Annotated in this window: 18 protein-coding genes; 9 read left to right on the plus strand and 9 right to left on the minus strand. The window is 63.7% G+C overall.

Going from position 1 to position 22873, the window contains the following annotated elements; translation table 11 throughout:
- Positions 1–177: 177 nt before the first annotated feature.
- The gene (locus ACQKQA_RS24855) at positions 178–441 is read left to right on the plus strand and encodes a DUF4404 family protein (RefSeq protein ID WP_427563528.1); all 264 of its coding nucleotides are present in this window, start codon (positions 178–180) and stop codon (positions 439–441) included.
- A 45-nt stretch (positions 442–486) separates the two neighbouring features.
- On the opposite strand, the gene queF is transcribed toward ACQKQA_RS24855, so the two are convergent.
- Together queF and ACQKQA_RS24865 are read right to left on the minus strand one after the other, a co-directional pair.
- Positions 487–1317: an NADPH-dependent 7-cyano-7-deazaguanine reductase QueF gene (queF, locus tag ACQKQA_RS24860; protein ID WP_427563529.1), complete on the minus strand. Its 831-nt coding sequence runs from the start codon at positions 1315–1317 to the stop codon at positions 487–489.
- 68 nt (positions 1318–1385) lie between these two features.
- A complete protein-coding gene (locus ACQKQA_RS24865; protein WP_427563531.1) occupies positions 1386–1940 on the minus strand; it encodes a cupredoxin domain-containing protein in 555 nt (184 codons plus the stop codon).
- 155 nt (positions 1941–2095) lie between these two features.
- Between ACQKQA_RS24865 and ACQKQA_RS24870 the strand changes: the two genes are divergently transcribed.
- Both ACQKQA_RS24870 and ACQKQA_RS24875 read left to right on the plus strand, forming a co-directional pair.
- Complete coding sequence (locus ACQKQA_RS24870) at positions 2096–2776, plus strand: heavy metal response regulator transcription factor (protein WP_427563533.1); 681 nt, start codon at positions 2096–2098, stop codon at positions 2774–2776.
- Positions 2776–4137, plus strand: coding sequence for a heavy metal sensor histidine kinase (locus ACQKQA_RS24875; RefSeq protein ID WP_427563535.1), 1362 nt, complete (start codon positions 2776–2778; stop codon positions 4135–4137). The genes ACQKQA_RS24870 and ACQKQA_RS24875 overlap by 1 nt, the downstream gene beginning before the upstream one ends.
- A 67-nt stretch (positions 4138–4204) precedes the next feature.
- Here ACQKQA_RS24875 and ACQKQA_RS24880 read toward each other — a convergent pair whose 3' ends face one another.
- The 3 genes from ACQKQA_RS24880 to ACQKQA_RS24890 form a co-directional block, all read right to left on the minus strand.
- Positions 4205–5449, minus strand: coding sequence for a lipoprotein-releasing ABC transporter permease subunit (locus ACQKQA_RS24880; RefSeq protein WP_427563537.1), 1245 nt, complete (start codon positions 5447–5449; stop codon positions 4205–4207).
- Between the two features lie 64 nt (positions 5450–5513).
- Positions 5514–6197, minus strand: coding sequence for a lipoprotein-releasing ABC transporter ATP-binding protein LolD (gene lolD / locus ACQKQA_RS24885; RefSeq protein WP_427563539.1), 684 nt, complete (start codon positions 6195–6197; stop codon positions 5514–5516).
- A 7-nt stretch (positions 6198–6204) separates the two neighbouring features.
- A complete protein-coding gene (locus ACQKQA_RS24890) occupies positions 6205–7455 on the minus strand; it encodes a lipoprotein-releasing ABC transporter permease subunit (protein WP_427563541.1) in 1251 nt (416 codons plus the stop codon).
- 94 nt (positions 7456–7549) lie between these two features.
- On the opposite strand from ACQKQA_RS24890, the gene ACQKQA_RS24895 reads away from it, so the two are divergent.
- Both ACQKQA_RS24895 and ACQKQA_RS24900 read left to right on the plus strand, forming a co-directional pair.
- On the plus strand, positions 7550–8137 hold the full coding sequence (locus ACQKQA_RS24895) for a PilZ domain-containing protein (RefSeq protein ID WP_427563543.1): 588 nt from the start codon (positions 7550–7552) through the stop codon (positions 8135–8137).
- Positions 8138–8199: 62 nt separating this feature from the next.
- Positions 8200–8922 carry a glycerophosphodiester phosphodiesterase gene (locus tag ACQKQA_RS24900; protein WP_427563544.1) on the plus strand — a complete coding sequence of 241 codons (723 nt, stop codon included), beginning with the start codon at positions 8200–8202 and terminating at the stop codon, positions 8920–8922.
- Between the two features lie 42 nt (positions 8923–8964).
- Here ACQKQA_RS24900 and sthA read toward each other — a convergent pair whose 3' ends face one another.
- Positions 8965–10359, minus strand: coding sequence for a Si-specific NAD(P)(+) transhydrogenase (sthA, locus tag ACQKQA_RS24905; protein ID WP_427563546.1), 1395 nt, complete (start codon positions 10357–10359; stop codon positions 8965–8967).
- Positions 10360–10560: 201 nt separating this feature from the next.
- Entirely contained in the window at positions 10561–11568 is a 1008-nt protein-coding gene (locus ACQKQA_RS24910) for an FAD:protein FMN transferase (RefSeq protein ID WP_427563558.1), read from the minus strand.
- A 298-nt stretch (positions 11569–11866) separates the two neighbouring features.
- On the opposite strand from ACQKQA_RS24910, the gene ACQKQA_RS24915 reads away from it, so the two are divergent.
- Positions 11867–13165 carry an MFS transporter gene (locus ACQKQA_RS24915; protein WP_427563547.1) on the plus strand — a complete coding sequence of 433 codons (1299 nt, stop codon included), beginning with the start codon at positions 11867–11869 and terminating at the stop codon, positions 13163–13165.
- A 146-nt stretch (positions 13166–13311) separates the two neighbouring features.
- Here the strand turns inward: ACQKQA_RS24915 and ACQKQA_RS24920 are convergent, their stop codons facing one another.
- The gene (locus tag ACQKQA_RS24920) at positions 13312–14775 is read right to left on the minus strand and encodes a glyceraldehyde-3-phosphate dehydrogenase (RefSeq protein WP_427563549.1); all 1464 of its coding nucleotides are present in this window, start codon (positions 14773–14775) and stop codon (positions 13312–13314) included.
- Between the two features lie 350 nt (positions 14776–15125).
- Between ACQKQA_RS24920 and mfd the strand changes: the two genes are divergently transcribed.
- Genes mfd through ACQKQA_RS24935 form a run of 3 tightly spaced genes read left to right on the plus strand, consistent with a single transcriptional unit; the run spans position 15126 to position 21854 of the window.
- On the plus strand, positions 15126–18575 hold the full coding sequence (gene mfd / locus ACQKQA_RS24925; RefSeq protein WP_427563551.1) for a transcription-repair coupling factor: 3450 nt from the start codon (positions 15126–15128) through the stop codon (positions 18573–18575).
- Positions 18576–18585: 10 nt separating this feature from the next.
- Complete coding sequence (locus ACQKQA_RS24930) at positions 18586–19149, plus strand: CsiV family protein (protein WP_427563553.1); 564 nt, start codon at positions 18586–18588, stop codon at positions 19147–19149.
- An 11-nt stretch (positions 19150–19160) separates the two neighbouring features.
- Positions 19161–21854 carry an SNF2-related protein gene (locus ACQKQA_RS24935; protein WP_427563555.1) on the plus strand — a complete coding sequence of 898 codons (2694 nt, stop codon included), beginning with the start codon at positions 19161–19163 and terminating at the stop codon, positions 21852–21854.
- Positions 21855–21901: 47 nt separating this feature from the next.
- On the opposite strand, the gene nagZ is transcribed toward ACQKQA_RS24935, so the two are convergent.
- The coding region (gene nagZ / locus ACQKQA_RS24940) for a beta-N-acetylhexosaminidase (RefSeq protein ID WP_427563557.1) at positions 21902–22873 on the minus strand (972 nt) is incomplete at its 5' end.

Raw genomic sequence — 22873 nt, forward strand, 5'->3', positions numbered from 1 at the left:
GGGCGAGCTGCCGACCTGCCTGGCGGACATCGGCCAGCGCCGCCTGAAGGGTGAAAAACCCTGACTTGATCAAGATCATGCACATTGCCCGCGAGTGGATTACGCTAAGGTTCGGACATGGACTTTTAGCGAATCGGCGCGGTCCATGGCTGTGTCTATCAATGAAGGGAGAACGCCATGCCTGCCCGCGACCTGCAAGAACAGCTCAACACCCTGCGCGAGCAATTGGAGCAGAACCCACCGCTTTCGGAAGCAGAACGCGCCAATCTGCAGGACTTGATGCAACAGATCGAACTCGAGCTCAAACTGGAAAACGCCACCCAGGACACCAGCCTGGCCGACGGGGTCAACCTCGCCGTCGAACGCTTCGAGCTTGAACACCCCGCCATTGCCGGCACGTTGCGCAACATCGTGCAAACCCTTGGCAACATGGGGATTTGACCCCTACAGACAAAAAAAGCCCCGCTACCAGAGCGGGGCTTTTCATTACTGGCGCACCAGCCGGAAGTTGCCGAAACTCGCGGTCTCGGTGCTGCGGTACGGGTTGATGTCCAGGCCGCCACGGCGCACGTAGCGCGCATACACCGTCAGTTTTTCCGGCTGCAGCAAGCGCTGCAGGTCGAGGAAAATCCGCTCCACGCACTGTTCATGGAAGTCCGAGTGCTGGCGGAAGCTCACCAGGTAGGCCAGCAGGCTGGCGTGATCCAAGGCCGGGCCGCGGTACTCCACCACCACGCTGCCCCAGTCCGGTTGGCTGGTGACCGGGCAGTTGGATTTGAGCAGATGGCTATGCACGCTCTCCTCGACCACCCGCAACCTGTCGCACTGCAGCAGCTCCGGACGTGGGTGCTCGTAGCTGCTGACGCTGATATCCAGGTCATCGATGCAGGCGCCCGGCAACGCCACCACGCCTTCCGCCTCCACTTCGTCCAGGCTGCGAATCCGCACGCCCACCGGCTTGCCGGCGGCCGCCGAAAGATCGCTGCACAAGGTTTTTTCCAGGCTCTGGCGATCCACGAAGGGGGTCTGGTTCAGCGAGTTGAGGTACAGCTTGAACGACTTCGACTCGATGATGTTCGGCGAGTCCGCCGGGATGCTGAACTCGGCGATGGCCACCACTGGCTTACCGGAAGGCAACAGCCAGGACAGCTCGAAGCAGTTCCAGAAGTCCACGCCTTTATAAGGCAGGGTGTCGGCGCTCAGGCCCAGCTCGGCCCATTTCGCCGCCCGCGGAATCGGAAACAGCAAGGACGGGGTGTAGGTAGAGACGTATTCGCTGGACTTGCCCAGCGGCGAATGTTCGGCTGCGGGATGCATGGCGGAAACCTGACTGAAGAATCAGGCGATTCTATCAGCCTTTGCCTCCGCCTTTGAGCCCCAGGCGCTTACTGGCTGACGGTCAGCTTGCCGACCATGCCCGCCTGGTAGTGCCCCGGGACATTGCAGGCGAACTCCAGGCTGCCGGCCTTGCTGAAGGTCCAGGTCAGTTCGGCGGTCTTGCCCGGCTCCACCAGCACGCTGTTCGGGTCGTCATGCTTCATGCCGGGCATCGAGCCATGGCCCATGGCAGCGTGATCCATGGCCCCAGCGGGCATACTCTTCATCGCGGTGGGCGTCAGCATGCCGCTCTGCTGCATTTTCAGCATTTCCTGCTGATGCTGGGCATGCATGGTCGCGTTGCCGAGGTTGAACTCGTGCAGCAACTGGCCCTTGTTGACCAAGACGAAACGCACGGTCTCGCCCGCCTTGATGTCCAGGTTCTTCGGGGTATAGGACATGTCACCCATGACCACTTCCACCGTACGGGTGGCCTTGGCCGCCGGGGCCGCCTGGCCAAAATCGTAAGTCTGCGCCGGCGATGCCCAGGCCGGCGAGCTCAACGCCAGCAGGCACGCCGCCAGGGTCAGCGAACGAGGTAAAACACGCTTGGACAAAAACATAGTCGCACTCCAACAAGATGAAATTCAGCTTGGGTGAAACTCTAAGGCCGTACCGCTGCCAGCCAGCTGACTGCTAGATTACAACTTTGTCAGCTTGTGCCATGCCGCCACCGCCCACGGTATAAAGCTCGCGTTCCATTTGCCATGAGTTGCCCATGAAACTGCTGATCGTCGAAGACCAACCGAAAACCGGCCACTACCTGCGCCAGGGCCTGAGCGAGGCCGGCTTCAACGCCGAACTGGTGGCCGATGGCACCACTGGCCAGCACCTGGCGCTGACCGGCGACTATGCCCTGTTGATTCTCGACGTGATGCTGCCCGGCCGCGATGGCTGGCAAATCCTGCAAGCCGTGCGCAGCGCCGGGCTGGAGATACCGGTGCTGTTCCTGACCGCGCGCGATGCGGTGGAAGACCGGGTGCATGGCCTGGAACTGGGCGCCGACGACTATCTGGTCAAGCCTTTCGCCTTCTCCGAACTGCTGGCCCGGGTCCGCAGCCTGTTGCGCCGCGGCAGCAGTACGACCCAGGAAACCAACCTGCAACTGGCGGACCTGCGCCTGGATCTGATTCGCCGCCGGGTCGAACGCAGCGGCCAACGCATCGACCTCACCGCCAAGGAGTTCTCGCTGCTGGAAATGCTCCTGCGGCGCCAGGGCGAAGTGCTGTCCAAGACACTGATCGCCTCCCAGGTCTGGGACATGAACTTCGACAGCGACACTAACGTCATCGAGGTGGCGATCCGCCGCTTGCGCCTGAAGATCGACGACGATTACCCGAACAAACTGATCCACACCGTGCGCGGCATGGGCTATGTGCTCGAAGAGCGCCCAGCCTGATGCGCCGCTTGACCCTGAGCGGGCGCCTGGCCCTGCTGTTTGCCGGCTGCACCGCGGTGGTTTCGTTGCTCGCCGGGGTGTTGTTCAGTCGTGCCAGCGAGGCGCACTTCATCGAACTCGACCAACAACTGCTGGAAGGCAAGCTGATTGCCCTGCGCAGTGCCTTGCAGGACGCCGGCGACCCGCAGCGTTTCGCCGAACGACGGGCGCAGTTGCAGGATGAACTCAGCCACCAGCCGGACCTGGCGCTGCGGGTCACAGGCGCCGATGGCAGCGTCTGGTTCGACAGCACCCAGGCATTGCCCGCTACGCCTCCCCTGCCGGCGGGGTTGCACAGCCTGCAACATGATGGCACCGCCTACCGCGTCTACAGCGCGGCCTTGGAACCTGGCCGGACAAGCTCGCCGCAGCTGACCCTGATGCTCGACATCACCCACCATCAGCACTTCCTGCAACGCATGCAGAACCTGATCTGGCTGACCGTCGGCCTGTCGGCGCTGGCCACCGCCCTGCTCGGGGCCTGGGCCGCGCGCAGCGGCCTGCGACCGCTGCGGCGCATGAGCGAAGTGGCCGCGAATGTCTCGGCCAGCTCGCTGACCCAACGCTTGCCGGAACAGCAGATGCCCGGCGAACTGGCCGAACTGGCCCATGCCTTCAACGCCATGCTCGAACGCCTGGATGACTCATTCCAGCGCCTCTCCGCCTTCTCGGCCGACATCGCCCACGAACTGCGCACGCCGCTGTCGAACCTGCTGACTCACACCCAGGTCACCCTGACCCGCCCACGGGCGCTGGAAGACTATCGCGAAGCCCTGCACAGCAACCTCGAAGAGCTGCAATGGATGGCCCAACTGGTCAACGACATGCTCTATCTGGCCAAGGCCGACCATGGCCTGCTGACGCCGCGGCGCGAGGCCCTGGAACTGGGCGACGAAACCGACATGCTGCTGGAGTTCTATACGCTGCTGGCCGAAGACGCCGGCATCGTCCTGGGGCGCGAAGGCAGCGCGAAGATCCAGGGCGATCGCAACATGCTGCGGCGTGCCCTCTCCAACCTGCTGGACAATGCCCTGCGCTTTACCCCGGCCGGCGGCCAAGTTCGGGTCCGTATCGACGAGACCGCCGAGGGCTCATGCCTGCGGGTGGAAAACACCGGCGAAGGTATTCCGCAGGAACGCTTGCCACGTCTGTTCGACCGTTTCTACCGCGCCGACCCGGCGCGCCGCGAAGGCAGCAGTGAACATGCGGGACTGGGGCTGGCCATCACCCAATCGATCATCCGCGCCCATGGCGGGCGGATTCATTGCGAATCGGCGCAAGGGCGGACAAGTTTTGTGATCGAGTTGCCGAGGCGGGATTGACCGAGGGTCTGTCGCGAGCCAGCGCCCCTTGCAGGAGTGGGCTGGCTCGCGATGACGGTCGTGGAGATCAGGAGTAACGCAGCGCCGTCGCCGGCTCGACCTTCGCCGCGCGCCATGCCGGATACAGCGTGGCCAGGAAGCTCAGGACAAAGCCCGCGGTGCAGATCAGGGCCACGTCGCCGCCCTGCAGCTCGGAAGGCAGGTTGCTGACGAAGTACACGTCGGAACTGAAGATGTGCTGCCCGCTGACCCGTTCCAGCCAACCCACCAGTTCACTGACATTCAGCGCCGCGATCACCCCCAGCACGCCGCCGATCAAGGTACCGACGATACCGATCACCGTGCCCTGGACCATGAAGATCGCCATGATCTGCCGTGGCGTGGCGCCGATGGTACGCAGGATCGCGATGTCCGCGCCTTTGTCGTTCACCACCATGATCAGCGTGGCGATGATGTTGAACGCCGCCACGGCGACGATCATCAGCAGTAACAGGCCGATCATGGTCTTTTCCATCTTCATCGCGCTGAACAGGCTGCCCTGGGTGTGGGTCCAGTCATCGGCCTTGAACTCCGCCCCGAGGCTGGCAGCGATATCGCCGGACACCTTCGGCGCGGCGTACAGGTCCTTGACCGCCAGGCGCACGCTTTGCACCTGGTTCGGCTGCCAGTGCTGCATCTGCGCCGCATCGGCCACGTGGATCAGGCCCATGGAACCGTCCAGCTCGGCGCCGACCTTGAACACCCCGACCACGTTCAAGCGCTGCATGCGCGGGGTGATGCCGCCCGGCGCGGTACTGACTTCCGGCACGATCAGGGTCAGCTTGTCGCCGACATTCAAGCGGAAGCGGCGGGCCGTGATCTCGCCGATCACCACCCCGAACTCGCCCGGCTTCAGGGCGTCCAGGCGACCTTGCACGATGTGCTGGGCAACGATGGACACCTTGCCTTCCTGGGCCGGATCGATACCGCTGATCTGGATCGGCTGCATCGAACCCTTGTAGGACAGCATGCCTTCCATTTCGGTGAAGGGCACCGCCGCCGTCACCTCGGGATTCTTCAGCGCCGCGGCGGCCACCGGCTGCCAGTCGTCGATCGGCTTGACGCCGACGATGGTGGCGTGGGGCACCATGCCGAGGATGCGCGAGCTCATTTCGCGCTGGAAGCCGTTCATCACCGACAGCACCACGATCATTGCCAGCACGCCCAGGGCGAGGCCGATCATCGAGGTCATGGAGATGAAGGAAACAAAGCGATTGCGGCGCTTGGCGCGGGTATAGCGCGTGCCGATAAAGATCGATAACGGTCTGAACATTCGCTGGGGCACCGTATGGAAATAAAAGACCCGGCACCTGCTTCAGGCGCCGGGCTGCAGCCAATCAGATGGGCGTCAGGCAACCTTCCTGCAGGTGCAGGACGCGATCCATCTGGCGGGCCAGGTTCATGTCGTGGGTCACCACCAGGAACGCGGTGCGCATCGAGGTGCTGAGTTCCAGCATCAGGTCCTGAATGCCTTGGGCGGTATGGGAGTCGAGGTTGCCGGTGGGCTCATCGAGCATCACCAGCCCTGGCTTGTTGACCAGGGCACGCGCAATGGCCACCCGCTGACGCTCACCGCCGGACAGCTCCGCCGGCTTGTGCTCCAGGCGATGCGCCAGCCCTACCCGCTCCAGCAACGCCGTGGCCCGCTGACGGGCTTCAGGGATCGCGGTCTTGCCGATCAGCAGCGGCATGCAGACGTTTTCCAGGGCGGTGAATTCCGGCAACAGGTGGTGGAACTGGTAAACGAAACCGAGGGCGCGGTTGCGCAGCAGGCCGCGGCCCTTCTCGCTCAGCGCCGAAAGCTCTTCACCGTCGAGCCAGACACTGCCCTTGGTCGGCGTGTCGAGACCGCCCAGCAGGTTGAGCAAGGTACTTTTGCCCGAACCGGAAGTGCCGACGATCGCCACGCGCTCGCCCGGGTGCAACTCCAGGTGCAGGCCGGACAACACCACCACCGACTCCGGGCCTTCCTCGTAGGACTTGCCCAGGTCGCGGCAGCTCAGGATTGCTTTTTCGCTCATGCCCAACTCACTCATAACGTAGCGCCTCCGCAGGCTGGGTGCGCGCGGCACGCCAGGCTGGATACAGGGTGGCGAGGAAACTCAGGACCAGTGCCGCGCCGCACACCATCAACACGTCTTCGGCCATCAGTTGCGACGGCAGATAGTCGATGAAATACACGTCGGCATTGAGGAATTTGTGCCCGATCAGGCTTTCGAGCGCGGAGATCGCCGCGCTCACGTTCAGCGCCGCGAACATCCCGACCACGGCGCCGATCAAGGTACCGATCACGCCGATCACCGTGCCCTGGACCATGAAGGTCGCCATGATGCTCGCCGGGGTCGCGCCCAGGGTACGCAGGATCGCGATATCGCCCTTCTTGTCGTTCACCACCATCACCAGGGTGGAAATGATGTTGAACGCAGCCACGGCGACGATCAGCAGCAACAACAGGCCGATCATGGCTTTTTCCATGCGGATGGCCTGGTACAGGTTGCCGTGGGTGCGGGTCCAGTCGCGCGCGTAGTACTGGTTCTCACCCAACTGCTGGGCGATTTCCCAGGCCGTGCGCGGGGCCTGGAACAGGTCGTCGAATTTCAGGCGCAGACCCTGCACCTGGTCCGGCTTCCAGCGGTGCAGGCGGCCCAGGTCGTCGAGGTTGGTCAGGCCCAGGTAGCCGTCCAGCTCACCGGCGCCGACATGGAAGATGCCGACCACGGTAAAGCGCTTCATGCGCGGGAACATCCCGGCCGGGGTCACGGTGACCTCGGGGGCGACGAAGGTCAGCTTGTCGCCCAGGCCCACCCCCAGCTTGGTCGCCGCCTTGTCGCCGATCACGATGCCGAAGCTGCCGGGCGCCAGGTCGTCCAGTTTGCCCTGCTGCATGAAGTTATCGATGATCGAAACCTGGCGTTCCCTGGCCGGATCGATGGCGTTGAGCAGGACTTTCTGCACCTGGCCGTTGTTGGTCAGCAACCCCTGCATCTGGGTGAAGGGCGCGACGGCCAGCACCTCGGGGTTCTGCTTGACCTTGTCGGCCAGGCTTTGCCAGTCGCCGATCGGCTCGCCGGATTCGATGGTCGCGTGGGGCACCATGCCCAGCACGCGGGTGCGCATTTCATGGTCGAAGCCGTTCATGACCGACAGCACGACGATCATCACGACCACGCCCAGGGCGAGTCCGATCATCGAGGTCAGGGAGATGAATGACACGAAATGATTGCGGCGCTTTGCACGGGTATAACGCGTGCCAATAAATACGAAGAGAGGTCTGAACATGTCGGGGCTTGTTCGGAGGAAAAGAAGACGTCCTTGTGGCGGGTCCCGGTAAGCAGCTTTACACTCAGACCACCGCCGCTACCATGGGTTCGCCATGTCGACATTAGATGAAGAAGATCGCCGCGAATACTACCGTATCGAGGACACGATCGCACTGGAAATTAGCCCTTTGTCCGCCCATGACGCAGCGAGCAAGGAAGTGTTGCAGGATGCGTCGCCGCTGTTCAATCTGCTCAGCGAACTGCATCTGAGCGAATTCGAATCGCAGCACCTGCTGCGCCAGGTCAGCGAACGCGACCGGACCCTGGCCAACTACCTCAAAAGCATGAACAAGCGCATCGACCTGCTCAGCCAGGTGGTGGCGCAGACCGTGCTCGGCAAATTCGGCGAGCCGCAACGGGTCGTGCTCTCCGAGGGCGGCATCGAGTTCGAACATCACCTGTCCTACCCCGCCGGCACTCAACTGGCCGTCAAGCTGCTGCTGATGCCCCAGGCCCTGGGCCTGTTGCTGCGGGCCAGGGTCACCCACTGCGAAACCCGCAGTTTCGGCACCTTCGAAGTCGGTACCGAGTTCGAATCCTTGACCGACGCCCAACGCCAGTTGCTGGCCCGCTATATCCTGCAGAAGCAGGCCCAGGAACGGCGCCAGGCCCGGGAGCAGACCGACCCGGCAGCCGACTGACCCGTGGCCTCATTGCGCAGCACCGACCATCCGCTGGAAAAAATATCCCCGAAGGAGCAATCGTGACCCTGATTTATGGCCACCGCGGCGCTAAAGGCGAAGCCCCGGAAAACACCCTGACCAGCTTCCAGCAGTGCCTCAAGCATGGCGTGCGCCGTTGCGAGCTGGACCTGCACCTGTCCATGGACGGCGAGCTGATGGTGATCCATGACCCGACCCTCAAGCGCACCACCGACCGCCGCGGCAAGGTGGTCGAACACAACGCCGCGGAACTGGTGACCTACGACGCCCGCAAGGGCGGCCCGGGCTGGGTCCAGCCCTGCCCGATCCCGCGCCTGGAAGAACTGTTCGAGAAATGCGCCTTCGAGCACTGGCAACTGGAGGTCAAGAGTGCATCGCGCACCCGTGCGGCGACCACGGTGCTGGCGATTCGCGAAATGGCGCAGCGCTTCGGCCTGCTGGACAAGGTCACCGTCACCTCCAGCTCACGGGAAGTGCTCAAGGCGGCGGTGGAGCTGACCCCGGACCTGTCCCGCGGACTGGTGGCCGAATACGCCTGGCTCGACCCGTTGAAGGTCGCGCAAAGCTATGGCTGCGAGATGCTGGCGTTGAACTGGACACTCTGCACCCCGGAGCGGCTGCAGCGGGCGCAGCGTCAGGGCTTGCATGTGTCGGTATGGACAGTCAACGAGCCTGCGCTGATGCGCAGGCTCGCCGACTTCGGCGTAGACAGCCTGATTACAGACTTTCCCGGTTTGGCCAGCGCCACTCTCGAGAGTTACTGAAATCGGTCTCCCCGGCCGGCTCAGGCCACCGGCCGGAGTGGCTCAAAAAAGCCGGTTGAGGCCGTCGTAAGCCGCTACCCGATAGGCTTCGGCCATGGTCGGGTAGTTGAACGTGGTGTTGACGAAGTACTTCAGGGTATTTTGCTCGCCCGGCTGGTTCATGATCGCCTGGCCGATGTGCACGATCTCCGAAGCCTGGTAGCCGAAGCAATGCACGCCCAGGACTTCCAGGGTCTCGCGGTGGAACAGGATCTTCAGCATGCCTTGCGGCTCGCCGGCGATCTGCGCGCGGGCCATGCCCTTGAAGAAGGCCTTGCCCACTTCGTACGGCACCTTGGCCTGGGTCAGCTCCTGCTCGTTCTTGCCGATCGAACTGATCTCCGGAATGGTGTAGATCCCGGTCGGTACGTCATTGACGAAACGCCAGCTGCCGTTGTCGACGATGCTGCCGGCGGCCGAACGGCCCTGGTCATGGGCGGCACTGGCCAGGCTTGGCCAGCCGATCACGTCGCCGGCGCCGTAGATGTTCGGCACGCAGGTACGGTAGTTCTCGTCCACCTCGATCTGGCCACGGCTATTGACCTTGACCCCGATGTTTTCCATGCCCAGCCGATCGGTGTTGCCGGTCCGGCCGTTGCACCAGAGCAAGGCGTCGGCCTTGATCTTCTTGCCCGACTTGAGGTGCAGGATCACGCCATTGTCGAGGCCTTCGACACGGTCGTATTCCTCGTTGTGGCGCACGGTGATGTTGTTGTTGCTGAAGTGGTAGCTCAGGGCCTGGGAGATCTCGGAGTCGAGGAAGCTCAGCAACTGGCCGCGGTTGTCCACCAGTTCGACCAGCACCCCCAGGCCACTGAAGATCGAGGCGTATTCACAGCCGATCACCCCGGCGCCGTACACGATGAGTTTGCGCGGGGTGTGGCCGAGGCTGAGGATGGTGTCGCTATCGTAGATACGCGGGTGGTGGAAATCGATATCGGCCGGACGATACGGACGCGAGCCGGTGGCGATGATGATGTGCTTGGCGACCAGTTTTTCCACCACGCCGTTGGCGCAGACCACTTCGACGGTCTGCTCGTCGGCGAAGCTGCCGGTGCCGAAGAACACGTCGACCCGGTTGCGGGCGTAGTAACCGGTGCGCGAAGCCACCTGCTTGGAGATGACCTTCTCCGCGCTCTTGAGCACGTCGGGGAACGAGAACCAGCGCGGCTCGCCAATGGCCCGGAACATCGGGTTGGTGTTGAACTGCATGATCTGCCGGACCGAGTGACGCAAGGCCTTGGACGGGATGGTGCCCAGGTGGGTGCAGTTGCCGCCGACCTGGCGACGGCTATCGACCATCGCTACCTTGCGTCCTGCTTTCGCGGCGTTCATCGCCGCACCTTCTCCAGCGGGGCCTGAACCCAGCACCACTACGTCGTAGTTGTAGACAGCCATGCGTACTCCTCAGAACAGGCCGTGGCACCCGGTGTGGCACCTACGGCTAAATCATGTCGCGGCCAGCGGCATGAAGGATCAATTTGGCTCGGTTACGAACCCGGGCACAGTCTATAGAAGCGTCAACGCCGCGCACATTAACCCTTGGTCGCGTCGCCGGCTACTTTTGCCTGCGACATCGCGCCACGGCAACGCGCAAGATTACTGCTTTTGCCCGGCAAACAGGCGGTCAAACGCGCGGTTGCTGCGTGTGACGAAGCCTGTATCGGCACGAATCACAAAAAATGCGGCGATATCGTGTTTTTCTGCGTAATCCCAGCCGCGCTCGGGGCCGAGAATCAGCAACAGGGTCGACAGACCGTCGGCCATCAACGCCGCCGGATGAATCACCGTGACCGAGGCCAGGGCATGCTCGACCGGCCTGCCGGTGCGCGCATCGAAGGTGTGGGAATAACGCTGCCCGTCGTGCTGGAAATAATTGCGGTAGTCGCCAGACGTCGAAACCCCATAACCATCCACCGCGATCACCTGTTCGGCCACCTGCCGATCGTCCCGCGGCTCCTCCAGGGCAATGCGCCACGCCGAACCGTCGGGTTTCCTGCCGACCGCCTTGAGCTCGCCGGTGGCCTCGGCCAGGTAATTGCCGATGCCCATGGCCTCGAGCCGGGCGGCAATCCGGTCCACCGCATAACCGGCGGCGATGCTGTTGAAATCCACCTCGACCGCGGCGTCCTTGCACAGCGCGTCGCCCTCGATACGCAGATGGTGATAGCCGACCCGCTGCCGTGCCTGGGCCAACGCCTCGTCACTCGGCACCTGCTCTCCCCGCCCCTGGGGGCCGAAGCCCCACAGATCGAGCAACGGCTCCACCGTCAGGTCGAAGGAACCCTGGCTCTCCCGGGACAGTTGCTGGCCCACCTCGACCAGCCGCAGGACCGCCGCCGGCATCGCCTGGCAGCTATTGGCCGGCAGGGCGTTGAAGCGCTCGATATCCGAGTCGCTGCGATAGGTCGACAACTGCCGATCGACTTCCGCGAGTATCCCCTCGACCTCGGCCTGCACCTCACCCGGCGCGGCAAGCCCGGCCTGCCTTACGTACTTGATCGAATAAGTGCTGCCCATGGTCGGGCCGCCAAAGCTTTCCAGCGAGTCGCCCCGATCGCATCCAACCAGGGCCGCCGCGACCGCCAAAGGCGCCCACAGGCGCATCAAGGTTTTACCCAGCACAAGATTGCCTCCAGAACATCGACAGCCCTTCGGCCGCGACCGAACAGGGCGGGCCATTATGCGGCAACCGCCCAGGTTTGACGCAGGCCGGCCTGCTCACGATAAATCTCAAGCCCCACAGACATTTAGCAAGCAAGCTAAGAGTTTTTGTTGCCTCCACCGATCCATACACATATTGTTACAAACTGTCTGGCCTGCGGCTTAGCCGCCCCAGGTCGTGCAGCCAGGACAGATAACGACCAGGGATTGCTAACAAACATAGCCAAAGCGAGTGAATCAAATGTCCACGACCACGGGCAAAGGCAAGGCGATCTTTCGTGTTGTCAGCGGCAACTTTCTTGAGATGTTCGACTTCATGGTCTACGGCTTCTACGCCACGGCCATCGCCAAGACCTTCTTCCCCGCCGACAGCGCTTTCGCGTCCCTGATGCTGTCGCTGGCGACCTTCGGCGCCGGCTTCCTGATGCGCCCGCTGGGGGCGATCTTTCTCGGTGCCTACATCGACCGCCATGGCCGTCGCCAGGGCCTGATCATCACCCTGGCCCTCATGGCCGCGGGTACCGTACTGATCGCCTGCGTCCCCGGCTATGCCACCCTGGGGGTCGCCGCGCCGCTGCTGGTGCTGCTCGGCCGCCTGCTGCAGGGTTTCTCCGCCGGCGTGGAGCTGGGCGGCGTCTCGGTGTACCTGGCGGAAATCTCCACCCCGGGCCGCAAGGGTTTCTTCGTCAGCTGGCAATCGGCAAGCCAGCAGGCCGCCGTGGTTTTCGCCGGCCTGCTGGGGGTTGGCCTGAACCATTGGCTGAGCCCGGAGCAAATGGGTGACTGGGGCTGGCGCGTGCCGTTCCTGGTGGGCTGCATGATAGTGCCGGCGATTTTCATGATTCGCCGCTCGCTGGAGGAAACCCCGGAGTTCCAGGCACGCAAGCACCGCCCTACCCTGCAGGAAATCATCCGCTCCATCGGCCAGAACTTCGGCATCGTCCTCGCCGGCATGGCGCTGGTGGTGATGACCACTGTGTCCTTCTACCTGATCACCGCCTACACCCCGACCTTCGGCAAGGCTGAACTGCAGCTGTCGGACCTCGACGCACTGCTGGTCACCGTGTGCATCGGCCTGTCGAACTTCTTCTGGCTGCCGGTGATGGGCGCCGTGTCGGACAAGATCGGGCGCAAGCCGCTGCTGCTGGCGGCGACCGTGCTGGCGATCCTCACAGCCTATCCGGCGCTGTCCTGGCTGGTGGCCAACCCGAGTTTCAGCCACCTGCTGATCGTCGAGCTGTGGCTGTCCTTCCTCTATGGCTCGTACAACGGCGCCATGGTGGTGGCCCTGACGGAAATCATGCCGGCCGAAGTGCGCACCACCGGTTTCTCCCTGGCCTACAGCCTGGCGACCGCGACCTTTGGCGGTTTCACCCCGGCGGCCTGCACCTACCTGATCCATGCGCTGGACAACAAGGCGGCGCCGGGCATCTGGCTCAGCGGCGCGGCGATACTGGGCCTGATCGCAACCCTGGTGCTGTTCCGCGGCAAGCGCCATGAGCTGCGGGCGGCGCAGGCGGCGACCGGCGGCGCCCAATAAAACCCATCGCGGGCAAGCCTCGCTCCTACGGATACATCGAACCTGTAGGAGCGAGGCTTGCCCGCGATAAGGCCAGAGCAATACAGGCAAACGCCACAAACAAAAACGCCCCGACAAGTCGGGGCGTTTTCATTGGCCGCTAAGGCTTAGCGTGGGAACGCTGGCGGGTTGACCCCGGCCATGTCTTCCATCACGCGCACTACCTGGCAGCTGTAACCGAATTCGTTGTCGTACCAGACGTACAGAACAACACGGTTGTCGTTGCAGATAGTGGCTTCGGCATCCACCACACCGGCGTGGCGCGAACCGACGAAGTCGGTGGAGACCACTTCCTGGGAATTGACGAAGTCGATCTGCTTGTGCAGATCCGAGTGCATGGCGGTCTGGCGCAGGTACTCGTTGATTTCGTCGCGGGTGGTGGCCTTTTCCAGGTTCAGGTTGAGGATGGCCATCGACACGTTAGGCGTTGGTACGCGAATCGCGTTGCCGGTCAGCTTGCCCTTGAGCACTGGCAGCGCCTTGGCGGCGGCGGTGGCGGCACCGGTCTCGGTGATCACCATGTTCAGCGGCGCGGCGCGGCCACGACGGCTGCCCTTGTGGAAGTTGTCGATCAGGTTCTGGTCGTTGGTGAACGAGTGAACGGTTTCGACGTGACCATTGATGATGCCGTACTGGTCGTTCACAGCCTTGAGCACCGGCACGATGGCGTTGGTGGTGCAGGAGGCAGCGGAAACGATCTTGTCGTCGGCGGTGATTTCACCGTGGTTGATGCCGTGCACGATGTTCTTCAGCGCGCCTTTGCCAGGCGCGGTCAGAACCACGCGGGCAGCGCCCGGGCAGGCCAGGTGCTGGCCCAGGCCGTCGGCGTCGCGCCATACACCGGTGTTGTCGACGATCAGCGCATCGTGGATGCCGTACTGGGTGTAGTCGACTTCGCTCGGGCTCTTGGCGTAGATCACCTGGATCAGGTTGCCGTTGGCGGTGATGGTGTTGTTGGCTTCATCGATGGTGATGGTGCCGTTGAACGAACCGTGCACCGAGTCGCGACGCAGCAGGCTGGCGCGCTTGGTCAGGTCGTTTTCGGCGCCTTTGCGCACAACGATGGCACGCAGGCGCAGGCCGTCGCCACCACCGGTTTTTTCGATCAGGATGCGCGCCAGCAGACGGCCGATACGACCGAAGCCGTACAGGACCACGTCGGTGCCTTTACGGGCCGAAGCATTCTGCTGACCCACCACCTCGGCCAGCTCTTCGCGAACGAATTGCTCGGCGGTGCGGCCATTACCCTGGGTCTTGAATTTGACGGCCAGCTTGCCCAGGTCTACCGAGGCAGCGCCGAGCTTGAGCTCGCTCATGGCTTTGAGCAGAGGGAACGTTTCGTGGACGGACAATTCGCTTTCGTCGGACTGACGATGGCGAGCAAAGCGGTGAGCTTTGAGAATCGCGATGACAGACTGGTTGATCAGGCTGCGGCCATAGATCGAACTCACCACATTGTTATTGCGGTAGAGCTGACCGATAAGCGGAATCATCGCTTCTGCGAGCGCTTCACGGTCGATCCATTCACCAAGACACTGGTCGGGCTTCTGAGTCACGGGAACCTTCCACATGTAGGGGCTGAAAAAAGGGGCTACATTATGCCGCCGTGTCCCCTGCGTAGCAATGCGCGCCTGTCGCGCGGAACGTAACAAAAACCCCGCCGAAAAAAACACACCCCGCGCCAGCCCAGTAAACACGCGGCCTGCAGAAATCCTACTTTCCACATGGGTATGCAGCGTTGTCTGTAACCCTCCGTAACACTGCCTCGATCCGGCACTACATTTCCGGCTCAAGAACGCGTTTTTTTGTCATAACCACTACATTTCCCACAACCGCGTAATAGACACATCTGCAACTGACAGCCGGTACATGGGGCCGCTACAATTACCGACTTTGTCGCAACGCTGGAGCTCAACCTTCCGTGCCCGTTCTGCGTCTACCGCAACTCCCTGCCGCCGCCGGCAAACAGCACTGGGGCAATCTGCCCGGTGCCGCCCTCAGCTTGGCCATCGCCGAGGCTGCCAGCGCCGCCAAGCGCTTCACTCTTCTGCTGACCGCCGACAGCCAAAGTGCCGAACGGCTGGAGCAGGAGCTGAGCTTCTTCGCCCCGGATTTGCCCGTGCTGCATTTCCCGGATTGGGAAACCCTGCCCTACGATCTGTTCTCGCCGCACCAGGACATCATCTCCCAGCGCATCGCCAGCCTGTACCGGCTGCCGGAGCTGGGGCACGGCGTGCTGGTGGTACCGATCACCACCGCCCTGCATCGCCTGGCGCCGACCCAGTACCTGCTGGGCAGCAGCCTGGTGCTGGACATAGGCCAGAAGCTGGATGTCGAGCAGATGCGCACCCGCCTGGAAGCCAGCGGCTATCGCTGCGTCGACACGGTCTACGAGCACGGCGAGTTCGCCGTGCGCGGCGCCCTGATCGACCTGTTCCCGATGGGCAGCAAACTGCCTTATCGCATCGACCTGTTCGACGATGAAATCGAGACCCTGCGCACCTTCGATCCGGAAAACCAGCGCTCCATCGACAAAGTCGACTCGGTACGCCTGCTGCCGGCCAAGGAATTCCCGCTGCAGAAAGAAGCCATCACCCGCTTCAAGGCGCGCTTTCGCGAGCGCTTCGACGTCGACTTCCGCCGTTGCCCGATCTTCCAGGACCTGAGCAGCGGGATCACCCCGGCCGGGATCGAGTACTACCTGCCGCTGTTCTTCGAAGACACCTCGACCCTGTTCGACTACCTGCCCCAGGACACCCAGGTGTTCTCCCTGCCGGGCATCGAGCAGGCGGCCGAGAACTTCTGGAACGACGTGCGCAACCGCTACGAAGAACGTCGCATCGACCCATCCCGTCCTTTATTGCCGCCGGCCGAGTTGTTCCTGCCGGTGGAAGACTGCTTCGCCCGCCTGAAGAGCTGGCCACGGGTGGTCGCCAGCCAGCAGGACATCGAAGCCGGCGCCGGACGCGAGCGCTTCCCGGCGCAGACGCTGCCCAACCTCGCCATCGAAGCCAAGGCCAACCAGCCGCTGGCGGCCCTGGCGAATTTCCTCGACGCCTTCTCCGGACGCGTGCTGTTCACCGCCGAGTCCGCCGGGCGTCGCGAAGTGCTGCTGGAGTTGCTGGAACGCCTGAAGCTGCGACCGAAGACCGTCGACAGCTGGCCGGACTTCGTTGCCGGCAAGGAGCGCCTGGCAATCACCATCGCACCGCTGGACGAAGGCTTGCTGCTGGACGACCCAGCCCTGGCGCTGGTGGCCGAGAGCCCGTTGTTCGGCCAGCGGGTGATGCAGCGCCGGCGCCGGGAAAAACGCGCCGACGCCAACAACGATGCGGTGATCAAGAACCTCACCGAACTGCGCGAAGGCGCGCCGGTGGTGCACATCGACCATGGCGTGGGCCGCTACCTCGGCCTGTCGATCCTGGAGATCGACAACCAGGCCGCCGAATTCCTCACCCTCGAATACGCCGAGGGCGCCAAGCTCTATGTGCCGGTGGCCAACCTGCACCTGATCGCCCGCTACACCGGCAGCGACGACGCCCTGGCACCGCTGCACCGCCTGGGGTCGGAAACCTGGCAGAAAGCCAAGCGCAAGGCCGCCGAGCAGGTCCGCGACGTCGCCGCCGAACTGCTGGACATCTACGCCCGCCGCGCCGCTCGCGAAGGTTACGCCTTCGCCGATCCGAAAGCCGATTACGCCACCTTCAGCGCCGGCTTCCCGTTCGAAGAAACCCCCGACCAGCAGACCACCATCGAAGCGGTCCGCGAGGACATGCTCGCGGCCAAGCCGATGGATCGCCTGGTCTGCGGCGACGTCGGCTTCGGCAAGACCGAGGTGGCGATGCGTGCCGCCTTCATTGCCGTGCACGGTGGCAAGCAAGTGGTGATCCTGGTGCCCACCACCCTGCTCGCCCAGCAGCACTACAACAGTTTCCGCGACCGCTTCGCCGATTGGCCGGTCACGGTGGAAGTGATGAGCCGCTTCAAGTCCGCCAAGGAAGTGAATGCCGCGGTGGCCGACCTGGCCGAAGGCAAGATCGATATCGTCATCGGCACCCACAAGCTGTTGCAGGACGATGTGAAGATCAAGAACCTGGGGTTAGTGATCATCGACGAAGAACACCGCTTCGGTGTGCGTCAGAAAGAACAGCTCAAGGCCCTGCGCAGCGAAGTCGACATCCTGACCCTGACCGCCACGCCGATTCCGCGCACGCTGAACATGGCGGTGTCGGGCATGCGCGACCTGTCGATCATCGCCACGCCGCCGGCCCGGCGCCTGTCGGTGCGCACCTTCGTCATGGAGCAGAACAAGAGCACGGTGAAAGAAGCCCTGCTCCGCGAGCTGCTGCGTGGCGGACAGGTCTACTACCTGCACAACGATGTGAAGACCATCGAGAAATGCGCCGCCGACCTCGCCGAACTGGTGCCGGAAGCCCGCATCGGCATCGGCCACGGGCAGATGCGCGAACGCGAACTCGAACAGGTGATGAGCGACTTCTACCACAAGCGCTTCAACGTGCTGATCGCCTCGACCATCATCGAGACCGGCATCGACGTGCCGAGCGCCAACACCATCATCATCGAGCGCGCCGACAAATTCGGCCTGGCCCAGTTGCACCAGTTGCGCGGACGGGTCGGCCGCAGTCACCACCAGGCCTATGCCTACCTGCTGACGCCGCCGCGCCAGCAGATCACCCCGGACGCGGAAAAGCGCCTGGAGGCGATCGCCAACACCCAGGACCTCGGCGCCGGCTTCGTGCTCGCCACCAACGACCTGGAAATCCGCGGCGCCGGCGAACTGCTGGGCGACGGCCAGAGCGGACAGATCCAGGCCGTGGGCTTCACCCTCTACATGGAAATGCTCGAACGCGCGGTGAAAGCCATCCGCAAGGGCGAACAGCCGAACCTCGACCAGCCCCTTGGCGGCGGGCCGGAAATCAACCTGCGCCTGCCCGCGCTGATTCCCGAAGACTACCTGCCGGATGTGCATGCGCGGCTGATCCTGTACAAACGCATCGCTTCGGCCACCGACGAGGACGGCCTGAAAGACCTGCAAGTGGAGATGATCGACCGCTTCGGCCTGCTGCCTGAACCGACCAAGAACCTGGTGCGCCTGACCCTGCTGAAACTGCAGGCCGAGCAACTGGGCATCAAGAAGGTCGACGGTGGCCCGCAAGGCGGTCGCCTGGAGTTCGCCGCCGACACCCCGGTAGACCCGCTGGCATTGATCAAACTCATCCAGGGCCAACCCAATCGCTACAAATTTGAAGGCGCTACGCTGTTCAAATTCATGGTGCCGATGGAACGCCCGGAAGAACGCTTCAATACATTGGAGGCGCTGTTCGAGCGCCTTACCCCGAAAACTGCTTGAAGGACGCCCCATGCGCCTGTTTCGTTCACTGACCTTGCTCCTGACCCTGGTCGCCCCCTCGGCCTTCGCCGACCAGTATCAAGTGGAAATGATCCTGGTCCGGCAGAATGCGGTTCCCGCCATCGTCAGCCACGCCGCCCCCGAAGACTGGGCCGCCGGCGCGCAACACCTGGGCGCCGACAGCCAGCGCACGCCGGCGCTGGGTGCCGTGGTGGAAAAACTCACCGCCAGCGGCGACTACAGCGTGCTGATGCATAAAGCCTGGCAGCAGACGCTGGACGAAAACCCGGTGAAAGTCGCGGTCAGCCAGGGCCGGGAACAGTTCGGCCAGTTCCCGATCGAGGGCACCCTGAGCCTGAAGCTCGGGCGCTTCACCGATGTGGACGCGCAGTTCTGGGTCAACCAGATCGACAGCAACGGCCTGGTGACCGCCAGCGAACGCCTGAAGCAGGAAAGCCACACCAAGAACGGCCAGCTCAACTACCTGGACAACGGCCACCTGGCCCTGCTGATCAAGATCACCTCGCTGTCGGCCCCCGCGCCACGCGAAACGCCGCCTGAAATCGTGGACTGACTGAAGTCCCTATGCCCCCGACCCTGACCAAACCCCTGGCCCCGTCCTGGGTCAGCCGCTTCAAGGAACAAGCTCTGGAGCGTGGCCGCCGCTACGCCCTGGAGAACCGCGTCAGGATCGTCCAGGCCGGCGACAGCACCATCACCGCCAGCTGCCAAGGCTCGGGAAGCAATGTCTACCGACAGACCATCAACCTGCGCGAGTCGGCCAAAGGCACCCTGCTGATCGTCGACGCTGCGTGCACCTGTCCGGTCCACAGCCACTGCAAGCACATTGCCGCGGTCATGCTGCAAGTCCAGGAAACCCTGGCCTACCCGGCGGCCGCCAAAGACGCCGAGCTGCTGGAAAAACTCCAGGCCGTACTGGAAAGCCGCAGCCCCGCCCCGCTACCCCAGCAAGTGCTGGATAACGTGCAACCGGTGCCCCGACTGTGGCTGGCCAGTGTCGAGTTCAGCGCCTTCGAGCCGCGCAACGGCAGAATGCAGCGCTATATCCAGCACCGGGCCGCGCTGTCCTTCAGCTACCTGGACGAATACGTCAGCGGGCAAAAAAACGCCGATGTGCTGATTCGCCAGGAACAGCAGACCCTGCGCATCAAGCGCCAGCCGGAAGTCGAGCAACGCTATCGCGAACAGCTGCGGGCGCTGGGCTTCAAGATCGCCACCCGGCAAAGCAAGGCCCTGCCGGAAAGCGCCGGCGAGCTGTATGAAATGGTCAACGACAGCGCCTGGCTGACCTTCACCCTCAACGAATTGCCCAAGCTGCGCACCCAGGCCTGGGAGCTGCAGATCGACGACGATTTCGGCTTCGACCTGACCGCCGTGGACGATTGGTACGCCACCGTGGACGAAGCGCCGGGGCGCGACTGGTTCGACCTGGAGCTGGGCATCATCGTCAACGGCGAGCGCCTGAGCCTGCTGCCGATCCTGCTTAACCTGATGCGCTCCCACACCGAGATCCTCAACCCGGAACGCCTGGCCAGACGCCGGGACGACGAGCTGATCCTGGTGAACATCCCCGGGCGCCCCAATTCATCCAGCGGCCCCCTGCAAGTGGCGCTGCCCTACGGCCGGCTGAAACCGGTGCTGGCCACCCTGGGTGAGTTCTACCTGCAGGAGCCCGGCGAAACCGCCCTGCGCCTGAGCAGCGCCGACGCGACCCGGCTCAACCCGCTGGACGAACTGCCGCTGCTCTGGGAAGGCGGCGAACACATCCGCTCCTTCGCCCAGCGCCTGCGGGACATCAAGGATTATTCGGCGCCCGCGCCAGAAGGCCTGAACGCCACCCTGCGCCCCTATCAACTCGAAGGCCTGAGCTGGATGCAGTCCCTGCGCCAGTTGGAGGTCGGCGGCATCCTGGCCGACGACATGGGCCTGGGCAAAACCCTGCAGACCCTGGCCCACGTGCTCAGCGAAAAGAACGCCGGGCGCCTGGACCGGCCGTGCATGGTGGTGATGCCCACCAGCCTGATCCCCAACTGGCTCGACGAAGCCGCGCACTTCACGCCGCAGCTCAAGGTCCTGGCGCTCTACGGCGCCGGCCGCAAGAAGCATTTCCCCCGCCTGGCCGACTACGACCTGATCCTCACCACCTATGCGCTGCTGCCCAAGGATGTCGAGCTGCTCGCCGCCCAGCCCCTGCATGTACTGGTGCTCGATGAGGCGCAATACATCAAGAACCCATCGAGCAAGGCCGCCCAGGCCGCCCGCGAACTCAACGCCCGGCAGCGCCTGTGCCTGAGCGGCACACCGCTGGAGAATCACCTGGGCGAGCTGTGGTCGCTGTTCCACTTCCTCCTGCCCGGCTGGCTGGGGGACGTGAAGAGCTTCAATCGCGACTACCGCGTACCGATCGAAAGACACGCCAGCGAAGTGCGTCTGCAGCACCTCAACGGCCGGATCAAGCCCTTCCTGTTGCGTCGCACCAAGGAACAGGTGGCCACCGAACTGCCACCCAAGACCGAAATCATCCATTGGGTGGAACTCAACGACGCCCAGCGCGATGTGTATGAAACCATGCGCCTGGCCATGGACAAGAAAGTCCGCGACGAGATCACCCGCAAGGGCGTGGCCCGCAGCCAGATCATCATCCTCGAAGCGTTGCTGAAACTGCGCCAGGTCTGTTGCGACCTGCGCCTGGTCAACGATGACGCGGTACCGACGCGCGGCAGCTCCTCCGGCAAGCTCGACAGCCTGATGGAAATGCTTGAGGAGCTGTTCGACGAGGGCCGACGCATCCTGCTGTTCTCGCAATTCACCTCGATGCTGAGCCTGATCGAAGCCGAGTTGAAACGCCGCAACATTGCCTACGGCCTGCTGACCGGACAGACCCGCGACCGCCGCGCGCCGGTCAAGGACTTCCAGAGCGGCAAGTTGCCAATCTTCCTGATCAGCCTGAAGGCCGGCGGCGTCGGCCTCAACCTGACCGAGGCCGACACCGTGATCCACTACGACCCCTGGTGGAACCCGGCCACGGAAAACCAGGCCACCGACCGCGCTTATCGGATCGGCCAGGAGAAGCCGGTTTTCGTCTACAAACTGATTGCCCGGGGCACGGTGGAAGAGAAGATCCAGCACCTGCAGCAGGAGAAGTCAGACCTGGCGGCGGGCGTGCTGGACGGGCGCAAGGCCGGAGACTGGAAGCTGCAGAGCGAAGACATCGAAGCCCTCTTCGCCCCGCTGCCCGACAGGAAAGGCGGCCGCTGATCCGCTAGCCGCCAGCGCAGGCTCATGCCTGCGCGACCTAATACAGATCAATCGATCAGCTGAGCATCCTGGAGCGCGCCAAGCGCCGTCAGCCAGCGCGGGTCCTGGCGATAGTCGGTACGAGCGAACGCCTGGCCGCGCATCCGCGCGATACGCGGCGATGGTGTCACTTTCAGGCGCTGGGCCGCGCTCAACGCCAGCTCGGCCGCCGCGCGGTCGTTACACACCAGGCCCATGTCGCAACCGGCCGACAGCGCCGCCTCGATCCGGCTCGCGGCATCGCCTACGACATGAGCCCCGGCCATCGACAAGTCATCACTGAAAATGACGCCGTCAAACTGCAATTCGCCGCGCAGGATCTCCTGCAACCAGCGGCGGGAGAAGCCGGCCGGCTGGGCATCGACCTGGGGATAGATGACGTGGGCCGGCATCACCGCCGCCAACTGCTTGCTCAGGCGCGCGAAAGGCAGCAGATCCTTGGCGCGAATCTCGTCGAGACTGCGCTCGTCGTTGGGGATCGCCACGTGGGAATCCGCCTCGGCCCAACCGTGCCCGGGGAAATGCTTGCCGGTGGCCGCCATGCCGGCGCTGTTCATGCCGCGAATGAAGGCACCCGCCAGCAACGCAGCGCGCTCGGGGTCGCCCTCGAAGGAACGGGTGCCCACCACGGCACTGCGCTGGTGGTCGAGGTCCAGCACGGGGGCGAAGCTCAGGTCCAGGCCAACGGCCAGCACTTCAGTGGCCATGATCCAGCCGCACTGCTCGGCCAGGTATTCGGCATTCGGATTGTCGGCGATGGCACGCATGGCCGGCAGCCGCACGAAACCCTGGCGCAGGCGCTGCACGCGACCGCCCTCCTGGTCCACCGCCAGCAGCAGGTCCGGGCGGATCGCCCGAATGGACGCGCTCAGCTCACGCACCTGGCGCGGATGCTCGATATTGCGGGCGAAGATGATCAGGCCACCCACTTCGGGCTGGCGCAGGAGCTGGCGATCTTCAGCCGTCAGCCAGGTACCGGC

The sequence above is a fragment of the Pseudomonas sp. NPDC089530 genome (genome assembly GCF_050280705.1).
GTDB lineage: Bacteria > Pseudomonadota > Gammaproteobacteria > Pseudomonadales > Pseudomonadaceae > Aquipseudomonas.